The sequence below is a fragment of the Brevundimonas sp. BAL450 genome, from assembly GCF_015767455.1.
In the GTDB taxonomy this organism is placed as follows: domain Bacteria; phylum Pseudomonadota; class Alphaproteobacteria; order Caulobacterales; family Caulobacteraceae; genus Brevundimonas; species Brevundimonas abyssalis.
In genome coordinates, this window is sequence record NZ_JADWOW010000048.1 from 16,350 (window position 1) to 41,790 (window position 25,441).

Annotated in this window: 27 protein-coding genes; 15 read left to right on the plus strand and 12 right to left on the minus strand. The window is 69.6% G+C overall.

Annotated elements, in window-relative coordinates; genetic code table 11:
* Positions 1 to 2 precede the first annotated feature (2 nt).
* Complete coding sequence (locus IWC96_RS07415) at positions 3 to 353, minus strand: DUF4190 domain-containing protein (protein ID WP_196838665.1); 351 nt, start codon at positions 351 to 353, stop codon at positions 3 to 5.
* A gap of 107 nt (positions 354 to 460) precedes the next feature.
* Positions 461 to 1,876, minus strand: coding sequence for a M28 family peptidase (locus IWC96_RS07420; protein WP_045319319.1), 1,416 nt, complete (start codon positions 1,874 to 1,876; stop codon positions 461 to 463).
* 141 nt (positions 1,877 to 2,017) lie between these two features.
* On the opposite strand from IWC96_RS07420, the gene IWC96_RS07425 reads away from it, so the two are divergent.
* The 3 genes from IWC96_RS07425 to IWC96_RS07435 are packed head-to-tail and all read left to right on the plus strand — an operon-like array spanning position 2,018 to position 5,471.
* Positions 2,018 to 3,094: a site-specific DNA-methyltransferase gene (locus tag IWC96_RS07425; protein ID WP_045319318.1), complete on the plus strand. Its 1,077-nt coding sequence runs from the start codon at positions 2,018 to 2,020 to the stop codon at positions 3,092 to 3,094.
* A 56-nt stretch (positions 3,095 to 3,150) separates the two neighbouring features.
* Positions 3,151 to 3,903, plus strand: a complete 753-nt coding sequence (locus IWC96_RS07430; RefSeq protein WP_196838666.1) for an ABC transporter ATP-binding protein — start codon at positions 3,151 to 3,153, stop codon at positions 3,901 to 3,903.
* The gene (locus IWC96_RS07435; protein ID WP_021698334.1) at positions 3,900 to 5,471 is read left to right on the plus strand and encodes a hypothetical protein; all 1,572 of its coding nucleotides are present in this window, start codon (positions 3,900 to 3,902) and stop codon (positions 5,469 to 5,471) included. The genes IWC96_RS07430 and IWC96_RS07435 overlap by 4 nt, the downstream gene beginning before the upstream one ends.
* Here the strand turns inward: IWC96_RS07435 and mutY are convergent.
* Positions 5,413 to 6,486, minus strand: coding sequence for an A/G-specific adenine glycosylase (gene mutY / locus IWC96_RS07440; RefSeq protein WP_045319317.1), 1,074 nt, complete (start codon positions 6,484 to 6,486; stop codon positions 5,413 to 5,415). The genes IWC96_RS07435 and mutY overlap by 59 nt on opposite strands.
* Before the next feature lie 20 nt (positions 6,487 to 6,506).
* On the opposite strand from mutY, the gene IWC96_RS07445 reads away from it, so the two are divergent.
* The 6 genes from IWC96_RS07445 to IWC96_RS07470 all read left to right on the plus strand — a co-directional run bounded on the left by IWC96_RS07445 (position 6,507) and on the right by IWC96_RS07470 (position 13,340).
* The gene (locus IWC96_RS07445) at positions 6,507 to 7,061 is read left to right on the plus strand and encodes a DUF721 domain-containing protein (protein WP_021698333.1); all 555 of its coding nucleotides are present in this window, start codon (positions 6,507 to 6,509) and stop codon (positions 7,059 to 7,061) included.
* Between the two features lie 96 nt (positions 7,062 to 7,157).
* Positions 7,158 to 7,781, plus strand: coding sequence for a thioredoxin domain-containing protein (locus IWC96_RS07450; protein ID WP_021698332.1), 624 nt, complete (start codon positions 7,158 to 7,160; stop codon positions 7,779 to 7,781).
* Positions 7,782 to 7,783: 2 nt separating this feature from the next.
* Positions 7,784 to 8,446: a DsbA family protein gene (locus IWC96_RS07455; protein WP_021698331.1), complete on the plus strand. Its 663-nt coding sequence runs from the start codon at positions 7,784 to 7,786 to the stop codon at positions 8,444 to 8,446.
* A 6-nt stretch (positions 8,447 to 8,452) separates the two neighbouring features.
* Complete coding sequence (locus IWC96_RS07460; RefSeq protein WP_196838667.1) at positions 8,453 to 11,893, plus strand: AAA family ATPase; 3,441 nt, start codon at positions 8,453 to 8,455, stop codon at positions 11,891 to 11,893.
* A 436-nt stretch (positions 11,894 to 12,329) separates the two neighbouring features.
* Complete coding sequence (locus IWC96_RS07465; RefSeq protein WP_231378956.1) at positions 12,330 to 12,683, plus strand: PGPGW domain-containing protein; 354 nt, start codon at positions 12,330 to 12,332, stop codon at positions 12,681 to 12,683.
* A gap of 165 nt (positions 12,684 to 12,848) precedes the next feature.
* Complete coding sequence (locus IWC96_RS07470; protein ID WP_021698675.1) at positions 12,849 to 13,340, plus strand: DUF6789 family protein; 492 nt, start codon at positions 12,849 to 12,851, stop codon at positions 13,338 to 13,340.
* A gap of 77 nt (positions 13,341 to 13,417) precedes the next feature.
* Here IWC96_RS07470 and IWC96_RS07475 read toward each other — a convergent pair whose 3' ends face one another.
* From IWC96_RS07475 to IWC96_RS07505, 7 genes are all read right to left on the minus strand, one after another.
* Positions 13,418 to 13,933: a F0F1 ATP synthase subunit B gene (locus IWC96_RS07475; protein ID WP_021698674.1), complete on the minus strand. Its 516-nt coding sequence runs from the start codon at positions 13,931 to 13,933 to the stop codon at positions 13,418 to 13,420.
* Positions 13,933 to 14,562: an ATP synthase B' chain gene (locus tag IWC96_RS07480; RefSeq protein WP_021698673.1), complete on the minus strand. Its 630-nt coding sequence runs from the start codon at positions 14,560 to 14,562 to the stop codon at positions 13,933 to 13,935. Before IWC96_RS07480 ends, IWC96_RS07475 begins: the two co-directional genes overlap by 1 nt.
* Before the next feature lie 81 nt (positions 14,563 to 14,643).
* Positions 14,644 to 14,868, minus strand: a complete 225-nt coding sequence (locus tag IWC96_RS07485; protein WP_196838668.1) for a F0F1 ATP synthase subunit C — start codon at positions 14,866 to 14,868, stop codon at positions 14,644 to 14,646.
* 39 nt (positions 14,869 to 14,907) lie between these two features.
* Entirely contained in the window at positions 14,908 to 15,690 is a 783-nt protein-coding gene (locus tag IWC96_RS07490) for a F0F1 ATP synthase subunit A (protein WP_021698672.1), read from the minus strand.
* A 52-nt stretch (positions 15,691 to 15,742) separates the two neighbouring features.
* Complete coding sequence (locus IWC96_RS07495) at positions 15,743 to 16,072, minus strand: AtpZ/AtpI family protein (RefSeq protein ID WP_021698671.1); 330 nt, start codon at positions 16,070 to 16,072, stop codon at positions 15,743 to 15,745.
* Between the two features lie 172 nt (positions 16,073 to 16,244).
* Positions 16,245 to 17,519: a DUF418 domain-containing protein gene (locus tag IWC96_RS07500; RefSeq protein WP_021698670.1), complete on the minus strand. Its 1,275-nt coding sequence runs from the start codon at positions 17,517 to 17,519 to the stop codon at positions 16,245 to 16,247.
* Positions 17,520 to 17,547: 28 nt separating this feature from the next.
* On the minus strand, positions 17,548 to 18,300 hold the full coding sequence (locus IWC96_RS07505; RefSeq protein WP_021698669.1) for a molybdopterin-binding protein: 753 nt from the start codon (positions 18,298 to 18,300) through the stop codon (positions 17,548 to 17,550).
* A gap of 213 nt (positions 18,301 to 18,513) precedes the next feature.
* Here IWC96_RS07505 and sfsA point away from each other — a divergent pair, with 213 nt between their 5' ends.
* Both sfsA and map read left to right on the plus strand, forming a co-directional pair.
* Positions 18,514 to 19,224, plus strand: coding sequence for a DNA/RNA nuclease SfsA (gene sfsA / locus IWC96_RS07510; RefSeq protein WP_021698132.1), 711 nt, complete (start codon positions 18,514 to 18,516; stop codon positions 19,222 to 19,224).
* An 8-nt stretch (positions 19,225 to 19,232) separates the two neighbouring features.
* Positions 19,233 to 20,051, plus strand: a complete 819-nt coding sequence (gene map, locus IWC96_RS07515) for a type I methionyl aminopeptidase (RefSeq protein WP_021698133.1) — start codon at positions 19,233 to 19,235, stop codon at positions 20,049 to 20,051.
* Positions 20,052 to 20,220: 169 nt separating this feature from the next.
* Here map and IWC96_RS16155 read toward each other — a convergent pair whose 3' ends face one another.
* A complete protein-coding gene (locus tag IWC96_RS16155; RefSeq protein WP_021698134.1) occupies positions 20,221 to 21,504 on the minus strand; it encodes a hypothetical protein in 1,284 nt (427 codons plus the stop codon).
* Between the two features lie 99 nt (positions 21,505 to 21,603).
* Here IWC96_RS16155 and radC point away from each other — a divergent pair, with 99 nt between their 5' ends.
* Positions 21,604 to 22,329 (plus strand): DNA repair protein RadC, encoded by a 726-nt coding sequence (gene radC / locus IWC96_RS07525; protein ID WP_196838669.1) that lies wholly within the window; start codon positions 21,604 to 21,606, stop codon positions 22,327 to 22,329.
* Entirely contained in the window at positions 22,329 to 22,883 is a 555-nt protein-coding gene (locus IWC96_RS07530) for a GNAT family N-acetyltransferase (RefSeq protein WP_231378957.1), read from the plus strand. The genes radC and IWC96_RS07530 overlap by 1 nt, the downstream gene beginning before the upstream one ends.
* Here IWC96_RS07530 and IWC96_RS07535 read toward each other — a convergent pair whose 3' ends face one another.
* Entirely contained in the window at positions 22,884 to 23,540 is a 657-nt protein-coding gene (locus IWC96_RS07535; RefSeq protein WP_021696347.1) for a glutathione S-transferase family protein, read from the minus strand.
* A gap of 91 nt (positions 23,541 to 23,631) precedes the next feature.
* Between IWC96_RS07535 and purB the strand changes: the two genes are divergently transcribed.
* Together purB and IWC96_RS07545 are read left to right on the plus strand one after the other, a co-directional pair.
* Positions 23,632 to 24,930: an adenylosuccinate lyase gene (gene purB / locus IWC96_RS07540; RefSeq protein WP_021696346.1), complete on the plus strand. Its 1,299-nt coding sequence runs from the start codon at positions 23,632 to 23,634 to the stop codon at positions 24,928 to 24,930.
* A gap of 103 nt (positions 24,931 to 25,033) precedes the next feature.
* On the plus strand, positions 25,034 to 25,306 hold the full coding sequence (locus IWC96_RS07545) for a hypothetical protein (RefSeq protein WP_021696345.1): 273 nt from the start codon (positions 25,034 to 25,036) through the stop codon (positions 25,304 to 25,306).
* Positions 25,307 to 25,441 lie beyond the last annotated feature (135 nt).

Genomic DNA, 25,441 nt, shown 5'->3' on the forward strand with positions numbered 1-25,441 from the left:
ACTCAGATCGCGGACTCGCTCGCTTCAGAGGCCGTATCAGAGACGATTGCGCTGCTGCTGGCGGCCATGCCCAGACCGATCACCCACAGCAGACAGATCAAAAGCCCAATTCCCGAACAGATCGATCCGGCAATAGCCATCCCTTTTCCGACGGGCTTGCCGAGCGCGACCAGACCGAACACCAGACCAAGCGGCGCCAGTATCCAGGCGATCAGTCCGATAATCGGGATCCACGCAAACAGGATCGACAGGATGCCGAGAACCAGAGATGCGACGGCGAGGCCATTGCTCTGAGGCGGAGCCTGGGTGTGAACATGAATGTTCTGGCCCGGATGGTAAGGCTCTTGTGACACTGCAGTCCCCCGTAACGCCGTTGACGAACAACCTTTGATGGCATGGTTCGCCGGAAGCTCAAACAGTCAGAGCGAAAACGGCGGATTGGCCAAGGTTACAGGTCGCCCTATTCAGCCGCCGCTCTGAAATCCACATCTGAATCCGCGATCAGCCACAGCAGCGCGGCCCAGGCGGCGACGTTCTGGTCCAGGTTCTCGGGCTCGATGCGATCGATCACGTCATCCACCGTGTGGTGCACGTCAAAATAGTCGGTGCCGTCCTGCGCCAACCGGAAGGCGGGAACGCCCAGCGCCACGGTCGGACCGGTGTCCGGCCCGCCGCCCCGCGCGGGCGCGCCGTCCCAGACGATGCCCAGCGGCGTCAGCACCCGCATGGCCGCGCGCTGGAACTCGGTTCCGCCCATGCCCTCGGGCAGGCCCAGAGCGTAGATCGGCCCGGCGCCGAAATCGCTTTCCGAAATCGCCACATGGTTCGCGGCTTCATCGCTGATGGAGTCCGCGTAGGCGCGCGCGCCGGCCAGGCCTTGCGCCGGGGCGGGCTGGCTGACTTCCTCTGCGCCCCACCACACCACGCGGATGGTTCGGCGCGGACGTTCGGGCAGGTCGGCGATCAGCTTGAGCGCCGCGGTGGTGATGCCGATGCCGGAGGCGTCGTCGATGGCGCCGGTGCCCAGATCCCAGCTGTCCAGATGGCCGCCGATGGTGATGATTTCCTCGGGCCGTTCGCTGCCGACCACCTCGGCGATGACGTTCTGCGAATAGGCGTGGCCGGTGAAGCCCGCCGTGGAGAACAGGCGGATGCGGATCGGCTCGTCGGTCATGGCGGCCATGCGCGCCAGCTGGTCGGCGTCGGGCGGACTGATGGCGAAGGCGGGAACCGCGTCGTCGCTGACCGAGGTGGCGCCGGTGTGGGCGAAGCGGTGATCGTGGGTCCCCAGCGAGCGCAACAGGAAGCCCACCGCCCCGCGCCGCGCCGCCTCGGTCGGTCCCTGAAACCGGATCACGGAGGTGGAGCCGTAGCCGCGCCCGTCCTGGGCCCGGGGGGTGTCCTGCAGAACCACGGCGATCTTGCCCTCCAGCGCGCCTTCGGGCTGGTCCAGCAGATCCTGATAAGTACGGAAGATCACAGCCTCGCCGGTGACGCCCTCCGCCGGGGTGGCCATGGCGCCGCCGAGGGCGGTGACGGTCAGGGGTTGCGGGAACGGCGAGAGCACCTCGACCTGCTCCACGCCCCGGTTCCAGACGGCCAGGGGGAACTCGTGAACCCGCACGTTCTGCAAGCCCAGGCCGGTCATGAATTCCTCGCCCCACGCGGCCGCCGCGCGCTCGGAGTCCGTGCCCGCCATGCGCGGGCCGAAGCGGGTGGTGATCTGCTCGACCACATCATAGGCGATGGTGCCTTCCAGCGCGCGGTCGCGCAGGGTCTTGGCGGTGCGGATCGCCTCGGCGTCCTGGGCCATGGCCGGCGCGGCGATCAGGCAGGCGACGGCGACGGACGTCGCCAGGCGGGAAAAAACGGACAACTGACGCACCCCATGAATTCAGAACAGAGGCGCGGACCCTAAAGCGTCAACGCGAGGGCGCAAGCGCGACGGAATCAACCGGTCCTTAACCGCGATGATTCACCAGTGTCAGCGTTACAGTTCACGCGGGGGCCTTCGACCATGAGTATCAAGACCGATGTCGTTCTGAGGGGCGACTGCATCGAAGTGCTGAAGGGCCTGCCCGACGCCAGCGTCGACATGGTCTTCGCCGACCCGCCCTATAACCTGCAGCTGGGCGGCGACCTGCTGCGGCCGGACAATTCGAAGGTGGATGCGGTCGACGACGACTGGGACCAGTTCGAGAGCTTCGCCGCCTATGACGCCTTCACCCGCGCCTGGCTGAGCGAGTGCCGCCGGGTGCTGAAGCCCGAGGGCTCCATCTGGGTGATCGGCAGCTATCACAATGTGTTCCGGCTGGGCGCCGCGATCCAGGACCTGGGCTTCTGGGTGCTGAACGACATCATCTGGCGCAAGTCCAACCCCATGCCCAACTTCAAGGGCACCCGCTTCACCAACGCCCACGAGACCCTGATCTGGGCCGCACGCAGCCGCGAGCAGAAGCGCTACACCTTCAACTACGACGCCCTGAAGGCCTTCAACGAAGACACCCAGATGCGCTCGGACTGGACCTTCGCCCTGTGCACGGGCGAAGAGCGGATCAAGGACGAAGACGGCAAGAAGGCCCACCCGACGCAAAAGCCCGAGGCTTTGCTGCACCGGGTCATGCTGGCGGCCACCCGGCCCGGCGACGTAGTGCTGGATCCCTTCTTCGGCACCGGCACCACCGGCGCGGCGGCGAAGCGCCTGGGCCGCCACTACATCGGCATCGAGCGCGAGGAGACCTACGCGAAGGTCGCCGAGAAACGCATCAAGGCCGTGGTCCCCGCCGCCCCCGAGGACCTGGCGGTCATGGGCTCCAAGAAGGCCGAACCGCGGGTGCCGTTCGGCGCCCTGGTGGAAGCCGGACTGCTGCGTCCCGGCGACCGTCTGTATTGCCCCAGGGGCGAGCGCGAGGCGCGCGTGCGCGCCGACGGCAGCCTGGCCCATGGCGATCTGACCGGCTCGATCCACAAGCTTGGCGCCCTGCTGGACAACGCCCCGGCCTGCAACGGCTGGACCTTCTGGCGCTACAAGACCGACCGGGGCTTCCAGCTCATCGACGACCTGCGCACCCAGATGCGGGCCGGGATGCAGTGACGCGTTGACGCCCTGCCCCGCGCGCGTCACCGTCGGGTGACGACAGGGGATGCGTAATGAGTTCACCGGATGTCGCCGCGCTGGAGCTGCGCGGCCTGAAGAAGGTCTTCACCCGCCCGGCGGTGGATGACCTGGATCTGACCGTGCGGGCGGGCGAGCTGTACGCCCTGCTCGGCCCCAACGGCGCGGGCAAGACCACGACCCTGCGCATGGTGGCGGGCCTGACCCAGCCCACGGCCGGTTCGATCCGCGTGTTCGGCGTGGACGCCGTCGCCGATCCGGTCGCGGCCAAGCGCATGATCGCCTGGCTGCCGGACGAGCCCATGCTCTACGACAAGCTGACGCCCATGGAGTATCTGGAGTTCGTGGCCGGTCTTTGGGGCGTCAACGCGAAGACCGCACGCAAGCGGGCGCAGGAGCTGCTGGAATGGCTGGCCCTGTGGGAGCATCGGGGCGAGCGGTGCGAGGGCTTTTCGCGCGGCATGAAGCAGAAGGCGGCGCTGGCCGGCGCCCTGATCCATGAGCCGCGCCTGCTGATGCTGGACGAGCCGCTGACCGGTCTGGACGCGGCCATGGCCAGACAGGTCAAGAACGTGCTGCAGGAGAAGGTGCGCACGGGCGCCACGGTGATCCTGACCACCCATATTCTCGACGTGGCCGAGCGCATGGCCGACCGCATCGGCATCATCCAGCACGGGCGCCTGCTGGCCGAAGGCAGTCTGGCCGAACTGAGCACGCGCGCGGGTCGTCAGGACGGCACACTGGAGGACGTGTTCCTGGACCTGACCTCCGGCCCCGTCCCCGCATGATCCGGTTTCTCAAGGCGGGCTCGATCCCCTGGCTGCTGGCGCACGAGGTGCGGCTCGGCTGGCGCGGCATGGACGGCAAGCAGGGTGAGAAGAAAGAGGGCCTGAGCGCGGGCAAGGCCATGCTGATCCTGCTGATCGGCCTGGCGCTTCTCGGCCTGGTGGGCGGCGGCGTGGGGCTGGCGTTCCTTGTGTCCGAGTTTCCCCTCACGGCCAGTCCCATGGCCGCCCTGATCGCCACGGGGGCCATGGGGGCGATCCTGACCCTGATGCTGACCCACGCCATCAATGCGTCAGTGCAGGCGCTGTATCAGCGGGGCGATCTGGACCTGCTGATGTCCTCGCCGCTGAAGCCCCGCGTGGTGCTGACCGTGCGGCTGATCGCCATCGCGGTGGTGGCGGGCCTGCTCTACTACATTCTGATCACGCCGTTCGTGCTGGCGGCCTGGGCGCTGGGCCAGCCGCACTGGCTCGCGCTCTACGGCCTGATCGCGGGCCTGACCCTGATCGCCACGACCCTGAGCCTGGGCGTGACCATGGGTCTGTTCGCCCTTATCGGTCCGCGGCGCACCCGGGTGGCGGCCCAGGTGACGGCGGGGTTCGTGGGCGCCGCGGCGTTTCTGGCCAGCCAGATCTACAATTTCACCCGTCCCCGCGACGACGAGGAAGGCGCGAGCGCCCTTGCCGAGCTGTTCCAGTCCTGGGCGGCGTCGGACGCCTTTCAGGACGGCGGGTGGGGAACCTGGGTCCTGCGCGCCGTGCTGGGTGAGCCCCTGCCCCTGATCCTGTTTCTGGCCGCCGGACTGATCGTGTTCGCGGTCACCACCACGGCCCTGGCCCGGCGCTTCGCCGAGAACGCCGCCGCCGCCGTGGGCGACCGGGCCGGTTCGAAGCCGCGCCGCGTCGCTGACCGCGCCTTCGCCGCCGGCCTGACGCGGGTGATGGTGCAGAAGGAGCTGCGTCTTCTGGCCCGCGATCCGCAGTTGCTCAGCCAGGTGCTGTTGCGGCTGCTGTATCTGCTGCCGCTGGGCTTCATCCTGTTCAGGAACGCGCAGTCGGGCGTGGGCGTGGCCTTCGGCGCGGGGGCCGTGGTGATCATGGCGGGCCAGCTGGCGGGCAGCTTCTCGTGGATCACCATCTCGGCCGAGGACAGCCCCGAGCTGTTGCGCTCGGCGCCGGTGCAGCAGGGCCGCGTGGATCGGGCCAAGCTGTACGCCGCCCTGATCCCGGCCATGAGCCTGACGGCCGTGGCGCTGGCCGGGCTGGCGGTGATCGCGCCGCTGGCCAGCGTGGTGGTGCTGATCGGCTGTCTGGCCGCCTCGGCCTCGGCGGGCCTGATCAATATCTGGCGTCAGAAGCCGGCCCAGCGACGCGACTTCCAGAAGAGCCGCAAGGGTTCGCTCCTGGTCGGCCTGGCGGAATTCCTTGTGGGCGCCCTGTGGGCCGCGGCCACCGGGCTGGCGGTGGCGGGTCAGATCTGGGCCCTGCTGCCCGCCGCCCTGGCGGTGGGGTTCACCCTGATGCTGCGCCGATCGCCCGAGAAGATCGCGGCGGCCGCAGCGCTTTCCTGAACACGCTGGGCAGGGCCTGGGCGGCCTCGGCCTCTTCGGTCCAGATGAAATCCCCCTGCCCGCGCGCCTCGAACACCGTCAAGGTCAGGGCGAAGTGGGTGAAGACGTGCTCCACCTCGCCGGTCGGCCGCCAGTCCGCGTGAACCGGCGCGGCCTCTGATCCGGCGCCGGACTCGTCCCAGCTACTGGTGGGCAAGCCCAGCATGGCGCCCAGCAGGCCCTTGTCCGGTCGCCGTTCCAGCGCCACGCGCCCCTGCCCGTCCCGGAGCACGAACACCGCGCCCTTGCGTCGGGGCCGGGCGGCTTTCCTCGTCTTCAGGGGGTAGCGCCCCGGATCGCCTGTCCTGAACGCGGCGCAGGCGAACGCCAGAGGGCAGCGGTCGCACAGGGGCGCCTTGGGGCGGCACACGGTGGCGCCCAGATCCATCAGGGCCTGGGCCCAATCGCCGGGCCGGTCCTCGCGCACCAGAGTGGCGGCCAGACGCTTCAGCTCCGGCTTCGCGGCGGGCAGCGGCGTCTCGACGGCGAACAGGCGGGCCGTGACCCGCTCCACATTGCCGTCGACGACATTGGCGGGCCGGTCAAAGGCGATGGCGGCCACGGCGGCGGCGGTGTAGGCGCCCACCCCCCGCAGGGCCAGCAAACCCGCCTCCTCATCCGGAAACACGCCGCCATGCTCCCCCGCCACGGCGCGGGCGCAAGCCAGCAGGTTGCGGGCACGGGCGTAGTAGCCCAGCCCCGCCCAGGCGGCCATCAGATCGCCGTCCTCCACCGCCGCCAGATCGGCCACGGTCGGCCAGCGCCGGGTGAAGTCGAGAAAGTAGGCCGTGGCGTGGGGGACAGTGGTCTGCTGCAGCATCACCTCGGACAGCCAGACGCGGTACGGGTCGGGCCGCGCCCCCGCCGCGCGCTCGTGCGGGCCCACGCGCCACGGCAGGGCGCGGGCATGGGCGTCATACCAGTCCAGCAGGGCGGCACGGACCGCAGGGACGAATTGGGGTGAGTCCGGCGTCATGATCGGGGCTATATAGAGCCATGGCCCGCCAACTGCCCACAGACGCCGAGGTCCGCGAGATTCTGTCGCGCAAGCGGACGCGCCCCGCGCCCCGGCCGGCCCCGCCGGTCGGCCGGTCGCTGGCGCCCTTCATCCGCGAACTGGACAAGAAATACGGGCGCGGGGCCGAGGCGCTGCAACCCCGCTGGCGCGAAATCGTCGGCGACCGGCTGGCCCGGGTCACCGAGCCGGTGAAGCTGACCAAGGGGCGCGGAAACGCGGGCGGTGCGCTGGAGCTGCGGGTCGCGGGCGCCGCCGCCCTGCTGGTCCAGCACCAGTCCGCCGACATCATCGAGCGGGTGAACCTGTTTCTGGGCGCGGGGGCTGTGGAGAAGCTGCGGATATCCCAGGGCCCCGTGCGCGGCCTGGTCGACCCTGCCTCCCCGACGCGAAAGACCCGCACGGCGCCGCCCCTGGACGCCGCCGCAGAGGCCGAGCTGGCCCGGTCGGTGGACGCCGCACCCGACGCGGTGAAGGCCGCCCTGCTGAAGCTGGGGCGGGCGGTGATGCGCAACACGCGCGGCGATCAGCGTTGACAAACCTTCGCCGTCCTTGTTCTCGACTGTGGGACCAGCGCGCGACACCCGAGAATCGCGCGATCATGCCGAATTCATCGTTTTGAGGAGCCGCCCATGCGTCCGACCTTCCTGAACCGCCGCGCCGCCATGATCGCCGCCGTCGGCGCGACCCTGGCCCTGGCCGCCTGCGGGGGTGGTGGAGCGTCGTCTCCGGCCGAGGGCGACATGGCCAAGGGCGCCGGTGAGGACGCCGCCGTCACGGTGGTGGAATACGCCTCGGTCACCTGCGGCGTCTGCGCCGCCTGGAACGAGCAGGTGAAGCCCGAGTTCGAGGAACGCTACGTCAACAACAACCGCGTCCGCTTCGTCTTCCGCGAGTTGCCCACCGCGCCCCAGGACATCGCCGTGGCCGGCTTCCTGCTGGCCCGCTGCGCCGGCGACGACCGCTATTTCGAGGTGGTGGACCAGATCATGCGCGCCCAGCCTGAAATCTTCCAGGGCCAGGGCCGGGCCGCCCTGGTGCGCATCGCCGCCGATGCGGGCCTGAGCGAAGAAGAGTTCACCCAGTGCGTCACCGACGAGGACGCCATCCTGGCCATGGACGAGCGGGTCCAGGCGGCCATGCGCGCGGGCGTGACGGGCACCCCCTACTTCACCGTCAACGGCCGCCAGGTCACCGATTCCTCGCTGGAAGGCCTGGCCGCCGTGATCGACCCGCTGCTGGAAGCCGAGGGCTGAGCGTGAACCGGGCCGCATCCCTTATCGCGGCCGGGATCCTGGCCGCCGTCGCGCCCTGGGGTGCGGCGGCCCAGACGGCCGGCGGCGCGCACAACGGCCACGACCACGCGCCGGTCATGGCCTCCGCGCCGGTTCCGGCCGTCACGGCCGGGGACCGCATCCTGGGCGATCCGGACGCGCCCGTGACGGTGATCGAGTACGCCTCGTTCACCTGCGGCCACTGCGCCGACTGGCATGAACAGGTCTATCCGGCCTTCAAGGAACGGTTCATCGATACGGGCCAGGTGCGGTTCGTCTATCGCGATCTGCCGACGGCGCCGCAGAACCTGTCGCAGACCGCGGCCCTGGTGGCCCGCTGCGCAACGGCGGAGCAGTTTCCCGCCGTCGTCGACGCGCTCATGTCGGGCCAGGAGCAGCTGTACGCAAGCCGGGACGCGGCCGCCTGGCTTCTCGGCGCTGCGCAGGCCGGAGACCTGGGGCCGGATCAGCTGGAGACCTGCCTGAACGATCCCGAAGCTGATGCGGGGCTGGTCGATTCGGTTCGCGGCGCCGTGGCGGCGGGCGTAACCGGCACGCCGACCTTCTTCGTCAACGGCCAGAGGGTCGAGGGCGGTCTGGACAGCCTGGAAGCCGCCATCGCGCCCCTGATCGACCAGGGCGGCTGATCGGCCGTGGAATTCCTCCGCCTACGCATCGCGGGCTTCAAGTCCTTCGTGGACCCGGTGGAATTCCATATCGAGCCGGGACTGACGGGCATCGTCGGGCCCAACGGCTGCGGCAAGTCCAATGTGCTGGAGAGCCTGCGCTGGGTTATGGGGGCCAACTCGGCCAAGGCCATGCGCGGTCAGGGCATGGACGACGTGATCTTCGCCGGGGCGTCGGGGCGGCCCAGCCGCAACCACGCAGAGGTCCAGCTGACCATCGACAACGCCCAGCGGCGGGCCCCCCAGCCCTTTACTGACGCGCCGCTGCTGGAGGTGTCCCGCCGCATCGACCGGGGTCAGGGCTCCACCTACAAAGTCAACGGCAAGGAGGTGCGCGCGCGCGACGTGCAGCTGCTGTTCGCCGACGCCTCCACCGGGGCCAACTCGCCCGCCCTTGTGCGCCAGGGCCAGATCTCGGAGCTGATCGCCGCCAAGCCCCAGAACCGCCGCCGCATCCTCGAGGAGGCGGGCGGGGTGGCGGGCCTGCATACCCGCAGACACGAGGCCGAGCTGCGCCTGCGCGCCGCCGAGACAAATCTGGAGCGGCTGGACGACATCAGCCGCGAGCTGGAGACCACCCTCGCCCGCCTCAAGCGCGAGGCGCGGCAGGCCGAGAAGTACAAGAAGATCTCCGCCGAGATCCGCGCGCTGCAGGCAGCCCTGCTCTATGTGCGCTGGAACGACGCCCGCATGGCGGCCGAGGCCGCGAAGGCTGAGCTGGCCGAGGCGGATCAGGCGGTGGCCGAGGCCACACGGGACGCCACCCGCGCCCAGACCGCCGCCCTGGCCGCCCAGGAGGCCCTCAAGCCCGCCCGGGAGGAAGACGCGGTCGCCGCCGCCCTGCTGCACCGCGCCACCCTGGAGCGGGACCGGCTGGACATGGCCGAACAGGCCGCGCGGGACGAGATCGCGCGGATAACCGCGGATCAGACGCGCATCGCCGCCGACGCGGAGCGCGAACAGGACGCCGCCGCCGACGCCGAACGGGAGCTGGCCCGCCTCGCCGCCGATCTGGAAGCCGTACAGGCCGAGATCGCCGCCGCGCCCCAGCGGGGCCCGGAGCTTGAGGCTGCTCTGAAGACGGCGGAAGAGGCCCGCGCCGCCGCCGACGGCGAGGTGGAGCGTCAGGCCGGAGCGCTGGCCGCCGTGGAGGCCCGCGCCAACGCCGAGACGGCCCGCAAGCGTGACGCCGAGGCCCGTGTCGCCCGCGCCCGCCAGACCCTCGACAACGCCCACCGCGAGCGGGAGGCGTTGGGCCCGCTGGAGACGCCAGAGATCGCCGAGGCCCGCGCCGCGCTGGACGCCACGCTGGAAGACCTGCGCGCCGCCCGCGAGGCTGTGGAGACCGCCGAAACCGCCCGGGGCGACGCCGCCCGCGCGGAGGCCGAAGCGCGGCAGGAAGCCCGCAAGCTGGAGGACCGGCTGGGCCGCCTGCAGACCGAGGCGCGGGGGCTGGCCCAGTTGCTGACCGCCGCCAAGCGCGACTTTCCCCCGGCGCTGGATCAGGTGCGGGCCGAGCGGGGCTATGAAGCCGCGCTGGCCGCCGCGCTGGGCGACGATCTGGACGCGGCCCTGGACGCCCGCGCCGCGGCCCACTGGGCCGGTTCGGACGCGCCGCCGCCCGCGTGGCCGGACGGCGTGGAGCCGCTGGCCGGGAAGGTCACGGCGCCGGCGCAGTTGTCGGCCCGCCTGGGCTGGTGCGGGGTCGCCGCGCGGGAGGCCGCGCCGGACCTGGCCAAGGGTCTGCCCGTGGGCGCCCGTCTGGTGACGGTTCAGGGCGACCTGTTCCGCTGGGACGGCTTCGTGACCCGGGCCGAGGCGCCCCGCCCCGCCGCCATCCGGCTGGAGCAGCGCACCCGCCTGTCCGAGCTGGAGGCGGAGATCGACCGGGACAAGCCCGCCCTCGACGCCGTCCAGACCGCCCAGAAGACCGCCGCCGACGCCTTCCGCGCGGCCGAGGAGTTGCTGAAGACCGCCCGGCGCGGGCCGTTCGACGCAGAGAAGACCGTGGCCGCCGCCCGCGACCGGCACGAGGCCCTGAACCGCGATCAGGCCCGCCGCGAGGCCCGCGCCCAGGCCCTGGACGACACCCTCGTGCGGCTGGAGGCCGAACTGGCCGAGGCCGAGACGGCCCAGGCCGAGGCCCTGACCGCCGACACGCCGTCGGAGACCTTGGACGCCCTGCGCGCCGATCTGACCGCCGCCCGGGCCGCTGCGGAGGCCGCGCGCACCGCCTCGGCCCAGGCCCGGGCCGACCGGGACGCCGAGGCCCGCGAGCGCGCCGCCCGCGAACAGCGCCTGACCGCCTTCACCCGCGAGCGCGACAACTGGTCCACGCGGGCCAGGGCCAGCGCCGAACGGGTCAAGACGCTGGAGACCGAGGCCGAACGCGCCGCAGCCGCCCTCGCCCTCGCCAGGGCCAAGCCGGAGGCTCTGGAGACCCAGCGGGCCGGGCTGCTGGACACCCTCGCCGCCGCCGAGACCCGCCGCGCCGCCGCCGCCGACGCCATGAGCACGGCCGAGGGCGCGGCCCAGGAGGCCGACCGCGCCGCCCGCGCCGCCGAGAGTGCCGCCTCCGCCGCCCGCGAGCGCCGCGCGGGCCTGTCCGCCCACGCCGAGGCCGCCGCCCTGCGGCTGGACGACGCCGACCGCATCCTGCGCGAGACCGCCCAGATGTCGCCCGAGGACCTGGGCAAGCGTCTGACCGACGACGCCATCGCCCGGCCGCCGGACGCGGCGGGGGCCGAGTCCCTGCTGTACGGGCTGGAGCGCGAGCGCGAGGCCCTGGGCGCGGTCAATCTGCGCGCCGAGGACGAGGCGGCCGAGTACGGCGAGCGCCTGACCGCCATGCGCGAGGAGCGCGAGGACCTGACCAGCGCCATCGCCAAGCTGCGCGGCGGCATCGACGAGCTGAACGCCGAGGGCCGCGAACGTCTGCTGGCCGCGTTCGACATCATCAACGACAACTTCAAAAGCCTGTTCGAGGCCCTGTTCGGCGGGGGGCAGGCCGAGCTGAAGCTGGTGGAGTCCGACGACCCGCTGGAGGCCGGGCTGGAGATCTACGCCTGCCCGCCCGGTAAGCGGCTGTCGGTCATGAGCCTGATGTCCGGCGGCGAGCAGGCCCTGACCGCCGCCGCCCTGATCTTCGCCGTGTTCCTGGCCAATCCGGCGCCCGTCTGCGTGCTGGACGAGGTGGACGCCCCGCTGGACGACGCCAATGTGGACCGCTTCTGCCGGATGCTGGACGAGATGCGCAACCGCACCAACACCCGCTTCATCGTCATCACCCACAATCCGGTGACCATGAGCCGGATGGACCGCCTGTATGGCGTCACCATGCCCGAGCGCGGGGTCAGCCAGCTGGTCAGCGTCGACCTGAAGCAGGCCGAGCAGATCATCGCGGCCTGAGCGGGCCGCCTGAATTCAGACTCCGGCGACAAAAAAAACAGGGTCTGAATCGTCTGAAATCCCCCTGGTGCGCGGCGGACCCGGAGCCGCCCGGGCGGTCAGTCTACCCCCCCCCTGAAGGAGCGGGATTTCCCAAGCGCCGACCGGCGCTGAAACGTGCTGTTCGCGCCACAGGCAGCCTGTTTCGGCAGAGGGTTACTCAAGAGTCATCGGCGCGCCGCAAATAGGCCGCATGAAACCTTTGTAAAGCAAGGTGTGGCAGGTTGATCGCGCAGGCGGGCCTCCCCACCTCATTCATGCAGCCAAGCAATCGCTCGTGCGTTCCTCGAGCATCCCTGTATCTCTGGAGCCACGCCCTTCCATGACCCAAACTCTGGCCATCGGGACCCAAGCCGCTTCGGCGCGCCCCGTCGGCCGTGGGGTGTTGAAGGGACTCATGCGACGAATCGCGCGCCTGGCCCTGATGGTCCTGGGCGGGTTTCTGGTGCTGCTGGGCATCGTGATCGCGCCCCTGCCCGGCCCGTTCGGCCTGCCGATTTCGGTGGTCGGGATGGTGGTGATCCTGCGCAACTCCTACTGGGCCAAGCGCCAGTTCATCCGCGTCCAGCACGCCCGGCCCAAGTATTTCTATCCGTTCCGCCGGCTGATGCGCCGCCGTCCCGAGTTCGCGCCGGTGTTCTGGCAGCAAGCTTTGCGCATGGAGCGGCTGCTGCTGAAGCGCGGCAAGCGGGTCCTGTCGCGCACGCGCCGCTCTTTCCGGGCGTCGTTCCGCCGCGCCTCCAGGGCCTGATCCTCCACAATTCGCCGCGAAAGCCGGCCGAACTGCGCTTGTCTCGCGCGGTTGATTTCCCCCTGCGCACGAAATCGTGATCGTCATGTGCGACGCAAGGTCGCACATCGGCGTATGCTGTGTGCGTCGTGGGGAACAAAAATGGCTTTGGGAGGAGCCCCCATCATGATGTCACGCATTCAAAAAGGCATGATCGCCGGGTTCGCGGCCACCGCCGTGGTGGCGATCCTGGAAGTCGGAAAATTCTATCTCACCCAGTCCACCGGGGCGCTCGCGGAGGTGCGGATCTTTCCGCTCATCCTGGCGGCCATGGTGGGCATGCAGGGCAGCTATCTGGTCGGTTGGGCCATCCACTTCGTGTCCGGCACCCTGATCCTGGGCCCCGCGTTCGGGATCCTGTGCCCGCGCATGCCGACCGACACGCCGGCGACCAAGGGAATCCTGTTCGCCGTGGGCGCCTTCATCCTGATGTCCCTGACGGTCGCGCCGATGGCCGGGATCGGCATGTTCGCCATGGCGGCTGGCTTCTCGACCCTGATCTGGCTGATCTTCACCCACATCGTCTTCGGAATCGCCATGGGCTCGATCTACGGCACGCTGGTCCAGCGCGAGAAGCGCCACGCCCGGGAGATGGCCGGCGCCCAGCCGGCGCACTGACGGTCCGCAGAGGCTGAAACGAAGAAAGGCCCCGCCAGGCGACTGGCGGGGCCTTTTGATTCGGGAAACGGCGCCGATCAGTTCAGGCGCGGACCGATCTGGGCGATGGCCTGGTCGGCCAGGGGGTCGGTCGAGGACGCGGCCAGACGGTCGGCCAGGATGCGCTCGGCGGCGGCGGCGGCCAGTTCGACGGCGGCGGCCTTCACCTCGGCGGTGGCCTGGGCCTCGGCCTGGGCGATCTTGCGCTCGGCCATGGCTTCACGGCGGGCCAGGGATTCCTCGAGGCGGGCGCGAGCCTCGACCTCCATGCGCCTGGCGTCAGACTCGGCGGCGGCCAGCATCTCGGCGGCCTGGGCCTCGGCCTCGGCCTTCTCCTGACGGATCTGGACCAGCAGGGCCTCGGCCTCGGCGCGCAGCCGCGCGGCCTCGTCCAGCTCGGACTGGATCTTCAGAGCCGCGCCGTCCAGGCGGCCGGCGATGGCCTGGGGAACCTTGGCCAGGACCAGAATGAGGAAAAACCCGAGCAGGCCCGCTCCAACCCAGAAGTCGGCGCTGGACAGACTCCAGAAATAGGGGGTGAAGAATGCGGGCATCAGGCGGCTCCTTCGGACTTGACGGCGGCCTTGGCCTCGGTGGCCGTGGCGACCTTGCCGGTCAGGCGCTCGACCAGAGCCTGGGCGGTGTCGACGGCGATCTCGGCCACGCGGCCCATGGCGGCGTCGCGGGTCTTGCCGATGGCGGTTTCAGCCTCGGCGATGCGCGCGTTGACGACGGCTTCCTCTTCGGCGGCGCGACGGTTGGCCTCTTCGGTCACGCGGGCCTTGGCCGCGGCGGCCGTGGCCCGGGACGTGGAGCGGGCCTGTTCGACTTCGGCCTTGGCGGCTTCGGCCTGTCCAGCGGCCTCGGCCTGTACCTGACGGGCGGCCTCGACGGCGCCGGCGATGGTGGCGACCCGCTCGTCCTTGACGCCGCGCAGGCGGGGCAGGAAGACCTTGGCCATCAGCACATAGAGAATGGCGAACAGGATCAGCAGCCAGAAGATCTGGCCGGCCCACCATTGGGTGTCGAACTGGGGCAGACCGCCTTCGGAGGCGTGCTCGACGCCGGCTTCCGTATAGGCGGTGTCGGTCGCGGCAGGCGCGACCTCGCCATCACGGATGGCGGCGGCGGTTTCCGGCAGGATGTCCTGGGTCGGAGGGGCGTCGCTGGATTGGGCGGCCATGATCAGTCCGGTTGTTCAGATAAGGCGAACGGGCGGCGCGGCCCGGCATGGACCACCGCCGCCCGCACGATTCGTCAGGGCTTAGCTGAAGAGGATCAGCAGGCCGAGCACGAAGGCCAGGATGCCCAGGGCCTCGGTCAGGGCGAAGCCCAGAACCAGGTTGGTGAACTGGCCGCCGGCGGCCGACGGGTTGCGCAGGGCGCCCTGCAGGAAGCCCGAGAAGATCGTTCCCACGCCGATGCCGGCGCCGATCATGCCCAGGGTCGCCAGACCGGCGCCGATGTACTTAGCAGCTTCAGCTTCCATGATTTCAGTCCTTTAAGAGAAGCGATTGAAGAAGAGGGGCTAGTGGTGTCCGGCGTGAACCGCGTCGTTCAGATAGACGCAGGTCAGGACGGCGAAAACGAAGGCCTGCAGGAAGGCCACCAGGAACTCCAGCGCCGTCAGGGCCAGAACGCCCCCGAAGGCCAGGAAAGCGGCGACATAGGCCAGGTACGCCACCCCGCCAGCGGCCGCCAGGGCGCTGAGCGAGACGATGAAACCGGCGAAGACCTTCATGGCCACGTGACCGCCCAGCATGTTGCCGAACAGACGAAGCGACAGGGTCACCGGGCGCAGGAAGAACGAAATGATCTCGATCGGGATCACCAGGATCCACAGATACCACGGCACGCCCGAGGGCAGAAACAGCTTGAAGAAGCCCAGGCCGTTCCGGACCAGGCCCACGACGATCACCAGGGCGAAGGTCATCAGGGCGAAGGTCAGGCCGACCGCAAGCTGGGCGGTGGCGGTGAACACCGTGAACATGCCGAGCATGTTCATGGCCAGGATGAAGATGAACAGGGTGAAGATGTAGGGGAAGAACGAGCGCCCCTCGGGTCCGATCACGCCGGTGGCGAGGTCGTCGATGAAGCTGAACATGCCTTCGCCCACCACCTGCAGGCGGCCGGGCACCACCTTGGGCGACGCGGTCACGACAGAGAAGAACAGCACGACCAGTCCGAAGGCCACCATCATGGCCAGGGAGGAATTGGTGATGGAGATATCAATCAGCCCCAGGCCCGGCACGTTAACCGGCGGGATGTCCACGACCTTGTGGACCTCGAACTGATGCATCGGATCGGCCATGCCGCCGGCTCTCCCAAGTCAAAACGCCGAACCGCCCAACGGGGCGGAACGGTCAGCGGTCGTCGTCCTCGTCCGGCTCATCCGGAAGGTCCCGGGGGGGACCGAATTCCTTCAGAGCGCGGGCGCTCAACTTCTTGGCGGATGTCACCGCCATCCAGATCGACACGCCGAAGCCCACAAGGACCCCGACGATCATTCCCCACGGCGCGGAGCCGACCAGAAGGTCGAAACCCCACCCAAGAGCCAGCCCCACCAGCACGCCGCCGATCATCTCGGCCATCAGCCGGTAACCGTAGCCCACCGCCGCGCCGCCATACTCCGGCGGCTTGGGCGTAGCGCGGGCCTGAAGCGATTCGGCCTCGACGTTGAGGCGTTTGATCACCTCGTCGCGTGTTTCCTGTTCAGGAGGCATCGGCCTGGCGCTCAGCAGGTCGGCGGGGCGCCGACGCGGGTCTGAATTCGGCGCGGAACCTATAGAGGGCGCGGCGTTCGGTCAAGGCGGCGCGACAGAATGTCAAGCCAATGATTTTATTGCCTATTTCCAGCGCCCGGACTCACCGGCTGGGCGCAGGCTCGGCGACGGCGTCCGAACGGGGCCTGCGCGGGCGAAGCAGGGGCGGAACGGTCCAGTAGGCCACGGCGCGGAACGCCCACTCCGCCGGGCCCATGCGGAACAGGCTGAGCCAGGCGGTGCTGAACAGGGCCTGGGCGACCCAGACGGCCGCCGCCAGACCCCAAAGGGGCCACCAGCCCAGCCGGTCGTAGAGGCCGAATCCGTAGAACAGCACCGCGCAGATCAGGGACTGGCCCAGATAGTTGGTCATGGCCATGCGGCCCATGCGCTCCAGGCCGGCGCCGATCAGGCCCAGGGCATTGGCCTTCCATGCGGCGATGACGGCGCCGAGATAGCCCAGCGCCAGCATCAGCCGCCCGACCTCGCCGGTCAGGGCGGGGGTCCAGACAGCGGGATCGAATCCGGACCGCCACAGGGTCGCGGTCTCCCAGACATTGATCGCCAGTCCACCCGCGACGCCCAAGACGGCCAGCCGCAGATAGAACCGCAGGGACCGCGCACCGGTCATGACGCCCAGTTTGAACAGCCCCATGCCCAGCATCATGAAGGCCACCGTGCGGCCCACCGACAGCACCGCCCCCTTGGCCAGGGCCCAGTCGGCGAAGGCGCCGGCGCTCCACAGGGCGATGGCGGGATAGCTGCCGGACGCGCGCACCGCCGCCTCGGCGTTGAGGGCTTCAGCGGACGGCGTCAGGGCGGCGATGGCGGCGGCGTGGGCGGCGGGATCGGCGGTCAGGGCGGCGGCGGCGCGCCAGTCGCCCAGGGCGTCGGCTAGCGAAAACAGGGCGATCAGGGCCAGGGACACACCCAGCAGAACCCGGCCGTCCAGCTTCCTGAACACGAACAGGAACAGGGCCGCGACGCCGTAGATGTACAGAATATCCCCGGGCCACAGCAGCACCGCAGCGTTGCCGATGCCCAGGGCCATCAGCAGCATGGCGCGGCGAAAGTGGACGTCCGCCGTCCCCGGCCGGTCGGCCCGCGATCCCCAAGCGGTCAGCAGCACCACGCCCGCCCCGAACAGCAGGGTGAACAGGGCGCGCATGGAGCCCTCCACGAACAGGGCCTGCAGCGTCCAGGCGGCCCAGTCGGGATTGGTCAGCTGGGCGGGAAAGGCGGGATAAGCCCGCGACCACGGCTGGCCCATGGCCACGATATTGGCCAGCAGGATGCCGCACAGGGCGAACCCGCGCAGCAGGTCCAGAACCTCGAACCGCTCGGTCTCGGCGGTGGGATTGATCGCTCGTCCGTTCATCCGGCCGCGCCGGACGGACCGGCGACTCCTAGAGCGGCGTGACGCTCACGCCCGCTTCGATCAGGGTCCACTGCAAGTCCTGAACCGCGGCGGCGACGGCCGATACGTCCTGCCCCCGCACAACCAGATTGGTCCCGAACTCGCCTTGGGTCCCCGCGCCAAAGGGGTAGCTGCCAAAGGACAGCGCCCGATTCGTCCGCGCCGCCTCGGCCAGGATCTCGGCCACAGTCCCCTCGCCCACCCCCGACACCTTCAGTGTCCCGGAATGAACCACCGCGCCGGTCTTCAGGCGCGGCGCCACGTCCTGCAGCATGCCCTGCATGATCGCCGGCACCCCGGCCATGACGAAGACATTGCCCAGCTGGAAGCCCGGGGCCTCGGTGACGGGGTTGGCGATCAGGCTGGCCCCGACAGGGATGCGCGCCATGCGTCGCCGAGCGGCGTTGAAGTCGTCGCCGTAGCGCCGCTCGAGAATCGCCACGGCCTCGGGATGCTCGGGCAGGGGCACCCCGAACGCCTGGGCCACGCAGTCGGCGGTGATGTCGTCATGGGTGGGGCCGATGCCGCCGGTGGTGAAGACATAGTCGTGGCCGGCGCGCAGGGCGTTCAGCGCCTCCATGATCTGCTCGGGCCGGTCCCCCACCACCCGCGCCTCCATCAGGTCGATGCCCATGGCCGTCAGAAAGCGGGCGATGGTGTTGGTGTTGGTGTCCTTCGTCCGGCCGGACAGGATTTCATCGCCGATGACGAGCACGGCGGCGGTGGGGTTTTGCGTGGTCATGGGACGGTGAATACGCTGATCCCTCTCCCGGTGGGAGAGGGCTGTGCGCAGCGGTATGCGAAGCAGACCGCTCCTTCGCGCACAGGGTGAGGGTCCGGTCTTTCGGCATCATCCACCCGACCCTCATCCCCCGCGCAAGAACCTCCGCTGCGCTCCGGTGCGCGGGTTCCCCCTTCTCCCAATGGGAGAAGGTTTGCTCTATAGGCCCGCCCCATGATCTTTCCCGCCCCGCTGGAACGCGGCATCCTGATCCGCCGCTACAAGCGCTTCCTGGCCGATGTGACGCTGGAGGACGGGACCGGGACCACCGTCCATGTGCCCAATTCCGGCTCCATGCTGGGCATGAACATGCCCGGCCTGCCGGTGTGGCTGTCGCGCTCGGCGGACCCCAAGCGCAAGCTGCCGCTGACGCTGGAGATGGTGCAGCTTCCCACCGGGCTGGTGGGCGTCAACACCATGCGGCCGAACCGGCTGGCCGAGGCCGCGATCGGGGACGGCGTGATTCCCGGGCTGACCGGATACGACGTCATCCGGCGCGAGGTCCGCTACGATTCCGACAGCCGCATCGACCTGCTGCTCGAACACCCGGGACGGGCCCCCGCCTACGTTGAGGTCAAGAACGTGACCCTGTCGCGCGCACCGGGCCTGGCCGAATTCCCCGACTGCGTCACCGCGCGGGGCGCCAAGCATCTGGGGGCGCTGGAGCGGGTGGTCGAGGCGGGCGGTCGGGCCGTCATGCTGTTCATCGCCCAGCGCGGCGACTGCGACCGCTTCGTCACCGCCGACGATCTGGACCCCGCCTATGGCGCGGCGCTGCGTCGCGCCGAGGCGAACGGGGTTGAGGTTCTGTGCTATGGTTGCCATCTGACACCCGAAACAATCCGCCTGAACCGCCCGCTGGGCCGGCCGGGCGCAACAGGTTGAACCGATTGATGTACGAGACCCAGGACGCCGAGCTCTACACCCGCTCGCACACCATCCGCCTTTACCAGCCCGAGGATTTCGAGGGCATGCGCAAGGCCGGGCGCCTTGTGGCCGAGGCGCTGGACATGATCGGCGAGCATGTGAAGCCGGGCGTGACCACCGGCGAACTGGACGATCTGGTGCGCCAGTTCACCCTGGACAACGGCGGCCTGCCCGCGTGCCTCGGCTACAAGGGCTATACGAAGACCACCTGCATCTCGATCAATCACGTGGTCTGCCACGGGATTCCCGGCGACAAGGCGCTGAAGGACGGCGACATCGTCAACATCGATCACACGGTGATCGTCGACGGCTGGCACGGCGATTCCAGCCGCATGTACGCCGTGGGCGAGATCAACACCCGGGCCAAGAAGCTGATCGACGTGACCTATGAGGCGCTGGACATCGGCCTGAAGCAGGTGAAGCCCGGAAACACCTTCGGCGACATCGGTTTCGCCATCCAGAAATACGTCGAGGCCCAGCGCATGTCGGTGGTGCGCGACTTCTGCGGCCACGGCATCGGGCGGGTGTTCCACGACAACCCCAACGTCCTGCACTTCGGCCGCCGGGGCGAAGGCGCGGTGCTGAAGCCGGGCATGTTCTTCACGGTCGAGCCGATGGTGAACCTGGGCAAGCCGGCGGTGAAGGTGCTGTCCGACGGCTGGACCGCCGTCACCCGCGACAAGTCCCTGTCGTCCCAGTGCGAGCACAGCGTGGGCGTCACCGAGGACGGGCTGGAGATCTTCACCGCCAGTCCGAAGGGATTGTTCCGACCGGTGTTCAGCTAGAGAGCCACACAGTCGGCGGATCTGGTGACCCGTTCGCACAGGTTCGTCATCGCCGGGCTTGTCCCGGCGATCCATACGCTCAGAAGGGTGAGACCAAGCCCTGCATCCCGTGACTATGGATTCCCGGCACAAGGCCGGGAATGACGGGGAATGGGGATGATGTCTGGACCTACTCGCCCGACACCAGCACGAAATCCCCGTCCCGCGCGCCCGGCGCGATCCGCCAGCCCTCTGCCAGATCCAGCGACCAGCCGTCGCCGGTCAGGGTGTCGCCATCCTCGGGCGCGGTCACCGTCACCGCGCTCCAGTCGCCGTCGATCAGGGCGCCGTCGGTGACGGTCAGGACGCCCCAGACGTCGGTGATGGTCGCGCTCGGATAGACCACCCCGTGCGGCGGCAGCGGCTGCAGGGTGTTGGGGTCGAAGCTGACCCGGATAGTCTCCAGCGGCAGGCGCAGCACCGGCCCGTCCACCAGCCGGTCGCTCCAGCGGGTGGTCAGGCCCGCCCGTTCCTGATGGGCCGCCAACTCCTCGTCCGCCACGGCCTGGCCGCCATACAGCGACGCGGTGCGGGCGAAGACCGCCACCGGGTCCTCCGGCGCCGTGAAGCCCACGGCCGCGCCCAGCAGGGCGCCCAGATCGGACTCCGCCGTCAGCCCCTCGCGCCAGCCGGGCGCCGCGTCGTCCAGCAGCAGGCCGTAAGCGGGGCCCGACGCATAGGCGAACATGCGGGAGAAGGCGTCGGCTTGCTCGGCGGCGCGCAGGGTGGCGGCCACGTCCCGGTGCGGATCCAGCGCGCCCGACAGCCTGACGCCGGTGTATTCCGCCAGGCCCTCGTTCAGCTCCAGCGCCCGCTCCTGTTCTGCCCCCGCCGCCCCCGCCTGAGCGTGGCGGGCGGCGCGGAAGATCAGAGCCTCGTGCGTGGCCGTGCGCAGCCCCTGGGCATCCGGCGCGGACAGGGCGGCGGCCAGGGCGCGCCATTCCAGCCGCATGGCGATGCGGCCCTCGGCGGTGGCCAGATGGTCCGGCGTCGGCGAGGCCATGGGCAGGCCCAGCTGGTCCTGAATGCGGTGCCAGCTTTCGTGGGCGATCAGCCCCGCCCGCGTCTCGATCTCTTCGGGCAGGGGCGCCAGCAGCATGGTCCAGCGCACCCCGTCCCAGTCCACCGCCGTATTGGCGACCATGACATCGTCCGGCAGCACGCCGGTGAAGACGCCGTCAGTCTCGCTCAGAACGTCGCTGTCCCCCGCCTGACTGGCCACGGCCTGACGGGTCGCGGGATCGACGATCAGGATCGGCCCGCACAGGCTGACGCCCCACAGGGCGCCGTCGTCCGCTTCACAGATGGCCTCGGCCTGATCGAAAACCGCCCGGGCGTCCATGGCCTCCTGCGCGAAGGCGGGCGAGGCCAGCCCGATCATCAGGGCGGCGAGGGAGGCGGCGGTCGTCTTCATGCGGATGCTCTTCGCTTTAATACGGGACCGATTTCGGTCTTGTGGCGCGCATAGGTCCCCGGCACTGTGACGGTCTCAAGGCGGGATCAGGAGGGGCTCTTGACCGACGCGGCGCCGAAAGTGGCGAAACCGCACCATGCAGGCCACCGCGAGCGCCTGCGTGAGCGGGCGCGGGGCGGCGGCCTGACCCACCTGCCCGACTATGAACTGCTGGAGCTGTTCCTGTTCCGCAGCCAGCCACAGGGCGACGTGAAGCCCGTCGCCAAGGCCCTGCTGGCCCGCTTCGGCTCCCTGTCCGCGGTGCTGGCCGCTTCGGTGGAGGACCTGATGACCGTCCGCGCCGAGGACTCGAAGGGCCGCATGAAGGGCGTCGGCGCCGAAACCGCCCTGGACCTGACCGCCCTGCATGAGGTCAGTCGCCGGGTGGTCCGCGAACCGGCGGCCAGGCGCCCCGTCATCTCGTCCTGGACCGCGCTGGTCTCCTACGTGCGCGTGGCCCTGCAGCACGAACCGCGCGAGCAGTTCCGGGTGCTGTATCTGGACAAGAAGAACCAGCTGCAACACGACGAAATCCTCAATCGCGGCACCGTGGACCACGCCCCCGTCTATCCGCGCGAAGTGGTGCGCCGGGCGCTGGAGGTGTCGGCCAGCGCCATCATTCTGGTGCACAACCATCCGTCCGGCGACCCGACGCCCAGCCGCGCCGACATTCAGATGACGAAACAGATCGTCGAAGCCGCCCGCTCCCTCGGCGTCGAGGTGCACGATCATCTGATCGTGGGCCGCGAAGGCGTCTCCAGCTTCCGGCAACTGGGGTTGATGTGATGATCGAATCCATGGGACCGCCGGTGCGCTCGACCACCCTGGAGACGGCGCGGCTGGTCATGACGCCGGTCTCCCTGACCGACCTGCCCGATGTGGCGGCTCTCTGGCGCGAGCCGGACGTCTATCGCCACATCGGCGGGCGGCCGTTCAGCGAGGAGGACTGCTGGAACCGGCTGCTGCGCGATGTCGGCCACTGGGTCACACTGGGCTATGGCCTGTGGACCGTGCGCATGAAGGCCACGGGCACCTATGCGGGCGTGGCGGGGTTCGCTGATTTCCGGCGCGAGATGAGCCCGTCGTTCGGGGACGCGCCCGAGGGCGGCTGGGTCATGGCGCCCTGGACCCAGCGGCAGGGTCTGGCGTCCGAGGCCGTGGGCGCAGCGCTGGACTGGGTGGAGGCGGTGCTGGATCCGCCCCGCACCGTCTGCATGATCGCGCCGGACAACCAGCCGTCCCTGCGGCTGGCCGACCGCTTCGGCTACGCCCCTTACGCCGCGACCCAGTACAAGGGGTCCGAGGTGATCCTGCTGGAGCGGCCGCGCGGGGGTGGTTGATCAGGCGGCCAGTTCCGCCCGGCCCGCCGCTTCCCAGTCCAGAAAGTCCGGCTGGCTCAGCAGGGCGTCTATATAGGCCTTCGCCGTGCCGTCATCGCCGTGGGCGTTCAGGTCGATGCGGAAATGGCGGAAGCGCGCGGCCACGGGGGTGAAGAAGGCGTCGGCCACGGACCAGTCGCCGAACAGGAACGGCCCGTTCTGGCCGAAGCGGGCCTTCGCGTCCTTCCACATGGCGATCATGCGGCGGATGTCGGCGGACAGGGCCTCGGACGGGACGTGGGGCTGGTCCTGCACCACGCACATGGGATGGTCCGGCGCCATGCCCAGCTCGCCCCGCAGGGTCCCGAAGGCCGAGTGCATCTCGCACACCGTGGACCGCGCCACCCAGCGGGCTTTTGCATCGGCGGGCCACAGGGCCACGTCGGGAAACCGCTCCTCGGCCCACAGGGTGATGGCCAAGGAATCCCAGATGGTGACGCCGTCCACCTGAAGCGCGGGCACCTTGCCCGCCGGGGCGTGGCGGGCGATGGCCTCGGCCGTGTCGGGGCGGTTCAGGGGCACCATGACCTCGTTGAAATCCGCCCCGCACCGCCTCAGCACCAGCCACGGCCGCAGCGACCAGGTGGAATAGGCCTTGTCTCCCAGGATCAGCTTCATGACGGGCTCCCTTGCTGTCCGCGCCTGAATGGACCCGGCCCGGATTCGCCGCAACCTTGACTCCCCGGCCCCGGCGACCGAAACGGCGCCCATGATCATCCGCTATTCCCGCCCCGAAGCCGTCGCCATCTGGTCCCAGGAGACCAAATATTCGATCTGGTTCGAGATCGAGGCCCATGCCGCCACCAAGATGGCCGAGCTGGGCGTCATCCCGAAGGCGGCCGCCGAGGCCCTGTGGGCCAAGGGCAAGGACGTGGTCTGGGACGCCGACCGCATCGACGAGATCGAGCGCACCACCAAGCACGACGTGATCGCCTTCCTGACCCATGTGTCGGAGACGGTGGGCGAGGAAGCCCGCTTCCTGCACCAGGGCATGACCTCCTCGGACGTGCTGGACACCTGTTTCGCGGTCCAGCTGGCCCGCGCCTCCGACCTGCTGCTGGCGGGCGTGGACCGGGTCCTGGCGGCGCTGGAGACCCGTGCCAAGGAGCACAAATACACCGTCACCGTGGGTCGGTCGCACGGCATCCACGCCGAGCCGGTGACCTTCGGTCTGAAGCTGGCCGGCTATCACGCCGAGTTCCAGCGGGCGCGCCGCCGTCTGGTGACGGCGCGCGAGGAGATCGCCACCTGCGCCATCTCGGGCGCCGTGGGCACCTTCGCCAATGTGGACCCGGCGGTTGAGGTCTATGTGGCCGAACAGATGGGTCTGTCGGTGGAGCCGGTCTCGACCCAGGTCATCCCGCGCGACCGCCACGCCGCCTATTTCGCGGCCCTGGGCGTGGTGGCCTCGTCCATCGAGCGTCTGGCCACCGAAATCCGCCACCTGCAGCGCACCGAGGTGCTGGAGGCCGAGGAATTCTTCGACAAGGGCCAGAAGGGCTCGTCGGCCATGCCGCACAAACGCAACCCGATCCTGACCGAGAACCTGACCGGCCTGGCCCGTCTGGTCCGCTCCGCCGTGACCCCCGCAATGGAAAATGTTGCGCTGTGGCACGAACGGGACATCAGCCACTCCTCGGTGGAGCGGGGCATCGGCCCGGACGCCACCGTGCATCTGGACTTCGCCCTGCACCGGATGGCGGGCGTGATCGAGCGGCTGAACGTCTATCCCGAGAACATGCAGAAGAACCTGGACCGTCTGGGCGGGCTGGTGTTCTCGCAGCGCGTCATGCTGGCCCTGACCCAGGCGGGCATCAGCCGCGAGGACGCCTATGCGGCGGTGCAGGAGAACGCCATGAAGGTCTGGCGCGGCGAGGGCCGGTTCCTGGAATTCCTCAAGGCCGACGAGCGCGTGACCCTGGCCGACGCTGATCTGGAGGCCCTGTTTGATCTGGGCTACCACACCAAGCACGTGGACACGGTGTTTCAGCGCGTGTTCGGCGACTGAGCAGGGAGCCTTGAATGCCCTTGATGCTGTGGATGTTCGCCGTGGCGCTGGGGCAATCGGCCGTGCGGGTCCCGAGGTGGAGCTGCCGGCTATTCAACAGACCATGAACCAGCGTGAGGTTCAGCGCTGCTCCCGGAGCGGCCAGACGGCGGACGCCAGTCTGCGCCTCTATGGCGCGACGGTCCTGCTGGAATGCGTCGTGGGCGCAGATGGGTCGCCAGAGCGCTGCGAGGTGCTGAACCCCACGCCCGCGGCCCAGCGCCACGAGGCCGTCTTTCAGTGCATGGCGTCCCATCTTCGCTGGATCCACGCGGATGGCACATCTGCCGAAGGACGGACCGTGCGAACCACCTTGCGGGTCCAGGGCACGTGGTGAAAGCGCCTGAAACCGGCGCTCGGCCGAAAGAAATTTTCAGCCTCATCGACGGACGCTGATCACGCGCCGCGCACATTTATTTGATCGCGAGCGCATCCTTTCGGGGTCCCGATCAGTAACTCCTGTGAGCCGCCA